Annotated in this window: 6 protein-coding genes; all 6 read right to left on the bottom strand. The window is 53.8% G+C overall.

Features of this window, described 5'->3' with window-relative positions; translation table 11 throughout:
- Positions 1 to 1,983 (bottom strand): (Fe-S)-binding protein (locus Q7J88_RS04155; RefSeq protein WP_303720894.1); only part of this gene is annotated, 1,983 nt, incomplete at its 3' end.
- A gap of 10 nt (positions 1,984 to 1,993) precedes the next feature.
- Entirely contained in the window at positions 1,994 to 3,331 is a 1,338-nt protein-coding gene (locus Q7J88_RS04150; protein ID WP_303720893.1) for an FAD-binding protein, read from the bottom strand.
- A gap of 31 nt (positions 3,332 to 3,362) precedes the next feature.
- The gene (locus Q7J88_RS04145) at positions 3,363 to 4,175 is read right to left on the bottom strand and encodes an electron transfer flavoprotein subunit beta/FixA family protein (protein WP_303720892.1); all 813 of its coding nucleotides are present in this window, start codon (positions 4,173 to 4,175) and stop codon (positions 3,363 to 3,365) included.
- A gap of 71 nt (positions 4,176 to 4,246) precedes the next feature.
- On the bottom strand, positions 4,247 to 4,402 hold the full coding sequence (locus tag Q7J88_RS04140; RefSeq protein WP_303720891.1) for a hypothetical protein: 156 nt from the start codon (positions 4,400 to 4,402) through the stop codon (positions 4,247 to 4,249).
- A 188-nt stretch (positions 4,403 to 4,590) separates the two neighbouring features.
- Positions 4,591 to 4,713, bottom strand: a complete 123-nt coding sequence (locus Q7J88_RS04135; RefSeq protein WP_303720890.1) for a hypothetical protein — start codon at positions 4,711 to 4,713, stop codon at positions 4,591 to 4,593.
- A 260-nt stretch (positions 4,714 to 4,973) separates the two neighbouring features.
- Positions 4,974 to 5,120 carry a hypothetical protein gene (locus tag Q7J88_RS04130; RefSeq protein ID WP_369681968.1) on the bottom strand — a complete coding sequence of 49 codons (147 nt, stop codon included), beginning with the start codon at positions 5,118 to 5,120 and terminating at the stop codon, positions 4,974 to 4,976.
- Between the last annotated feature and the right edge of the window lie 270 nt (positions 5,121 to 5,390).

Here is a 5,390-nt window from a genome sequence, read left to right as displayed (position 1 = left end):
TTTCTTCGCCCGCAACGCTTCAGCGACAACTTCAGCGACATCCTTGACCCGGGTGCTCTCCGCCCCCTCATCCTTCAGTCCATCCTCCATCATGGTCATACAATAGGGGCAGGAAACACAAATGGTATCGGGGCTCTGCGCAAGGGCCTCCTTTACCCGGGTGCGATTGATCCGCTCGCCGCTCACCTCTTCCAACCACATCCGACCGCCGCCGGCACCACAGCAGAAGCCTTGCTCTCCACTGCGACCAAACTCGTTCGGAACCGTTCCGGTGGCACTTTGCAGCACCTGGCGTGGTGCCTGATAGGTGTCGTTATGTCGACCCAAATAGCAGGAGTCATGGAACAGCAACTTGCCCTGTCCAAGCTGCGACAATTTGAGTTTGCCTTCTTTGATCAGCTGATTGATCAATTCACTGTGATGCAGAACCTCGACCTCCAAACCATACTGGAGATAATCATTTTTCAGCGTGCTGAAGCAATGAGGACAAGCCGTGACGATCTTCTTGACTCCCCGTTCCTTGAACAGGGCAACATTCTGCTTGGCCAACCTATCGAAGACGTACTCGTTGCCAAGCCGACGCAGGCTGTCCCCACAGCAAAGCTCTTCTTTGCCGAGCATGCCCCAGCTGACACCAGCCTGATCGAGAATCGTGGCCAACGCCACAGAAACCTGCTTGGCCCGGGTATCGAAGCTGCCGGAACAGCCGACAAAGAACAGGATTTCGCTGGTTGCAGCGTCGAAGGGGCGCTCTCCGAGTTGCGTACTCCACTTGCTGCGTTCGGATGGAGCGATGCCCCAGGGATTACTGCGCTGCTCCATATTCTCGAACAGGGCCAACAGTTCAGCCGGAAATTCAGCTTTTTCCTGCACCAGATGCCGTCGCAGTTTGATAATCTTCGGCATCTGCTCGATCAACACCGGGCAGGCGCTAACACAGGAACCACAGGTGGTACAGTCCCATAACACATCGACGCAGCTGCTCCCCTCACTCTGCTGCGCATCAATCAGCGGCAAACCGCCCTCGAGTCCTTTTTTCAAACCAGGGCCATTTTTCAAAAGATTAACCTTGATATCATGCACTATACGGCGCGGGTTGAGCGCCTTCCCGGTATTATACGCCGGGCAGAGATCCTGACAGCGGCCACACTCGGTGCAGGTGAAACTGTCGAGCAGATCCTTCCAGCTGAATTGTTCAACGTTGCTGACACCGAACCGAGCCCCTTTTTCGAAAACTTCCCGTGGCTGGGTATTCGGTTTTTCCAGGCTGGAAAAATAGGTATTGGGAATGGCAGTCAGAATATGCATGTGTTTACTGCGTGGCAGCAGATTCAGGAAAAGCAGCAGGACAACCGCGTGGACCCACCAGGATGCCTGCGCCAGAATCTCCAGCGAGCCGACCGAAACGCTGGAAAGTTGCTTGCCGATCAACGACGACACCGGGCGAAAAGCATCATGAATGCCAAGCGCACCTTGCGCTCCATGCAGCAGAAAAAATGCGATCATCAAAGAGGAAATCATCCCCAAAATCAGCAAAGCTTCTCCACTGTGGGGCGAGGTATACTCGTTTCCAAGGTAGGACGGTGCTGAAAACAGGCGACGATAAAATGCGATGCCTACGCAGATCAGTGTGACCAGCGAAACGATATCGAATACGACGGCAAGAGCCTGATAGAGACTTCCGGGCACAATCTGTTGCAAAACACCTGGGAACAGTCCATCGAACAGGAATTCGGCATTGGCCAGGCAAAGGAGCAGAAAGCCCCAGAATAACAACGAGTGATTGACGCCGAACGGCCGCTTAAGCACCCGCTTCTGGGCGAAAGCATAACCTAACATTCGCCACAACCGCTGTGCCGGACGATCAAAACGCTGCTCCGCCGCTCCCAACGCAATTAGTTCCAACCGCCCGACACAACTGGCAACAAACACCAGTATCGAAGCAGACAACAGAAAAATATAGATGATTTGATTGATCGACATGGTCTCTCTCCTAGGCCGCACTTAATGGCTTACGGCCATTTTTACTCTTGAGCTCTCTGATCTTTCGGGTCAACGCCGGAACCACTTGAAACAGGTCGCCGACGATGCCATAAGTGGCGACCTGAAAGATCGGCGCCTCTGAATCACGATTGATTGCGATAATCACGTCCGAATCCTGCATCCCGACCAGATGTTGAATGGCACCGGAAATCCCGCAGGCGATGTAGATTTTCGGCCGTACCGTCTTGCCGGTCTGACCCACCTGCCGGCTGTGCGGTTTCCAGCCGGCATCGACCGCGCTACGCGATGCACCAACAACAGCACCCAACTCATCTGCAAGTTCCTGCAGGATCGTGAAGTTCTCCTTGTTCATCATGCCGCGACCGCCGGAAACGATAATCTCAGCGCCAGCGATATCGACCTCGTCGCCACTCCCCTTGTCGGTGAGCACTTCCAACACCTTGACCAGAATATTCTCTTCGGCCGGGGCAAACTCCTCGCGGATCAGCTTCCCTTTCCGGCCGGGAATATATTCGGCGATCGGCATCACCTGAGGCCGAACCGTTGACATTTGCGGTCGAAAATGATCGCACATGATGGTCGCCATAATATTTCCGCCGAAGGCCGGACGGGTTTGCGCCAGGTTCCCCTTGGCGTCGATCGCCAAACCGGTGCAATCAGCGGTCAAGCCGGTCCCGACCACGGTCGCCACCGATCCTGCCAAATCGCGCCCCTGTCCGGTTGCACCCATCAGGATGATTTCCGGTTTATGCTTGTCGATCAGATAACAGAGTGCCTCGGTGAAGGGTTCGGTGCGATAGTCCTTGTAAACAGCGGCATCCATGAGAATTGCAGCATCGGCGCCGTAAGCGTAGGCTTCGTGTTTGAGTTCTTCGACCTGGTGGCCAATGATCACTGCCGACAGCTCAACGCCGAGGGTGTCGGCCAGCTGTCGACCGCTGCCAAGCAGTTCCCAGGAGACCTTTGCCACCTCGCCGGCGTATTGCTCAACAAATACCCAGACCCCTTTGTAGGCTGCAAGCTTCTTGCGTAAGGCCTGTTCTTCCGGGTCAAGCGCCACCTCCCCTTGATTCTGCGCTTCCCACAACTTGAGCTGTTCCAGCTGCTCGGGGGTATAGAACATCTCCAGGGCACCGACAGCGCAGACTTTGACACACTTGACGCAGCCAATGCACTTTTCCTGATCGACCGATTGCAGTTCCCCCGCGCCGTTCATCTGAATACCGTCGATCGGGCAGGCGCTGACACAACGCTCGCCGCAGGCGACACATTTCCCTTCAACAACCCGAGCTACACCCCTCGGCTTTTTCACTTTTGTCTCTCGCATAACACTTATCCTTATGGGATCAGACCGCTGGCTAAACCGCCAGCAGATCCTTGGAAAGAAGCTTGTCAAGTAATAGCTGTGCAGTCCCCTCCGGGTCGCTCAAGCCATCGCCGATAATTTCGCCCTGATCGCGCTCCGGGGAAAAAATCTTGCTCACCCAGGTCGGCGAACCTTTCAAGCCGATTGTTTCCACATCAAGCTGCAGGACACTGTTATCCCAAACCTTGACCTCCACATCTTCCGCCGCCAGCCGCAACGGCACGGTCGGGTAGCGCGGCTGGTTGATCTCGCGCACCACGGTGATCATCACCGGCAGCGGCGCTTCGACGATCTCATAACGCCCTTCCAGCTTGCGCCGCACTCGGATCTTTTTCCTTTCCAGATCAAGCAGTTCGATCCGGTCGACCAGTGTCAGTTGATGTAAGCCCAACCGCGAGGCGATGCCGGGTCCGACCTGGGCGGTATCGCCGTCAATGGTCTGTTTACCGCAGAAAACGATCGCCAGTTCGTCGAGCATACTCAGCCGCTTGATAGCGGCGGAGAGCACCATGCTGGTCGCCAGGGTGTCGGCCCCTCCGAAACAGCGATCCGACAACAGGATGGCGTCGTCCACACCAAGAGCACAGGCCTTGCGCAAGGTCGCTTCGGCATTAGGTGGCCCCATCGACAGGGCGACCGCGCGCACACCGTAATCGTCACGCAGCCGCAGGCTTTCTTCCAGGGCGTGGGTGTCATAGGGGTTCATGATAAAAGGGATACCATCCCGCACCAGGGTATTGGTAACAGGATCGATCTGCACCTGTGTGGTATCGGGAACCTGTTTAAGACAAGAGATGACCTGCATGATATCAACATCCTTTCCGATATAGATTATTCCTCCGCCACTGCCCGCCCGAAACAGGTGGCAGCAACGGATCAAAGTGTTATTTCAGTAAACTCCATATCGAGTAGATCGATAGACAGCGCGCTATCAGCGAGAATCGAACCTTTGTCGAGCAGCAGTTTACAGACTTCCGCAATTTCCAGCCCAGCAACAACTGCCAGAGTGAAGAAGGGGTTGCCCTTCGTCACCTCAACCCCCTTGCCACTGGCGTTATTCCCGTAAAGTCGATCAAAAGACAGGGTTACTGGAAGAACAGTGCTGATATGGCCTTACATCCACCACATCGGCGCCTTGCAAAAAGCGTTCACCGTTGCCCATTCCAAAAGCTTCGTGACACGCAATCACCGTCACTGCAGGATTGATCGCGCCAAGTTGCTCAACCGTCTCCAACCAGCTGAAACAAGGAAATCGTATCACCTTCATGCAACGGCTGCGCCAACTGCGCATGGCATCCATTGACCAGCACCACTCCCAGTTCCGCCAATGTGATTTCAAGCATTGCAGCCACCTCAACACAGGTCGTGGTCGCGGCAAGTTCTTATTCTTGAATCTTGAAACGCCACTGACGAAAGTTGGCAAACAGTTTGACCAAAATCTTCAAATGCCTCTAGGAGTCAATTGTCTATCCCGCCAGTTACCGGGAAAAAAATTCCCGGAGTGGGTCACAGTGCCCCACTCCGGGCAGGAGAGAGAGTCTACCCTCTCTTGAGATACTGTTTAAAAATTCCAGAACTCATCGATTTCTTCATCGGTGAAGGCCTAGACCACGTTATGCAGCAGCACCAGCTCGACGTTAAAGAATTCGGGCAGACGATCATCCGTGTTGGTGAAACCGGTCGCAAGGTTGAATCCACGCTCGGTCTTTAGGATGTTCTTGCCGAGTTCGGTTACATCATCACCGATCAACTGGATGCCGAAGCGTGCATTAAACTATTTTTTACACTACAAAAACAAAAAAGCCCGCTTTTTGAGCGGGCTGAAGAAGAATATGAAACAAAATACTCTATGGTAGAATTATTTTATTATCAAATTTGATAAAGTAGCTGATCCACTTGCCACTGTTAAGGTGCCATAAAATGAAGTGCCAGATATTACATTTGTAAACATATCATCATACCCGCCTTGGACTCCGACGATTACATCCCTGTCAAAATAAAGATTTTCTGGAGCCTGTTC

This window comes from Malonomonas rubra, assembly GCF_003247215.1.
GTDB lineage: Bacteria > Desulfobacterota > Desulfuromonadia > Desulfuromonadales > Geopsychrobacteraceae > Malonomonas > Malonomonas rubra_A.
This window is presented reverse-complemented; position numbering and strand designations above follow the sequence as displayed.

What these genes read in the sequence shown, in the direction of transcription:
- Q7J88_RS04135 (WP_303720890.1), bottom strand. Translation starts at nt 4,713, where the DNA reads ATGCTTGAAATCACATTGGCGGAACTGGGAGTGGTGCTGGTCAATGGA.
- Q7J88_RS04150 (WP_303720893.1), bottom strand. Translation starts at nt 3,331, where the DNA reads ATGCGAGAGACAAAAGTGAAAAAGCCGAGGGGTGTAGCTCGGGTTGTT.
- Q7J88_RS04145 (WP_303720892.1), bottom strand. Translation starts at nt 4,175, where the DNA reads ATGCAGGTCATCTCTTGTCTTAAACAGGTTCCCGATACCACACAGGTG.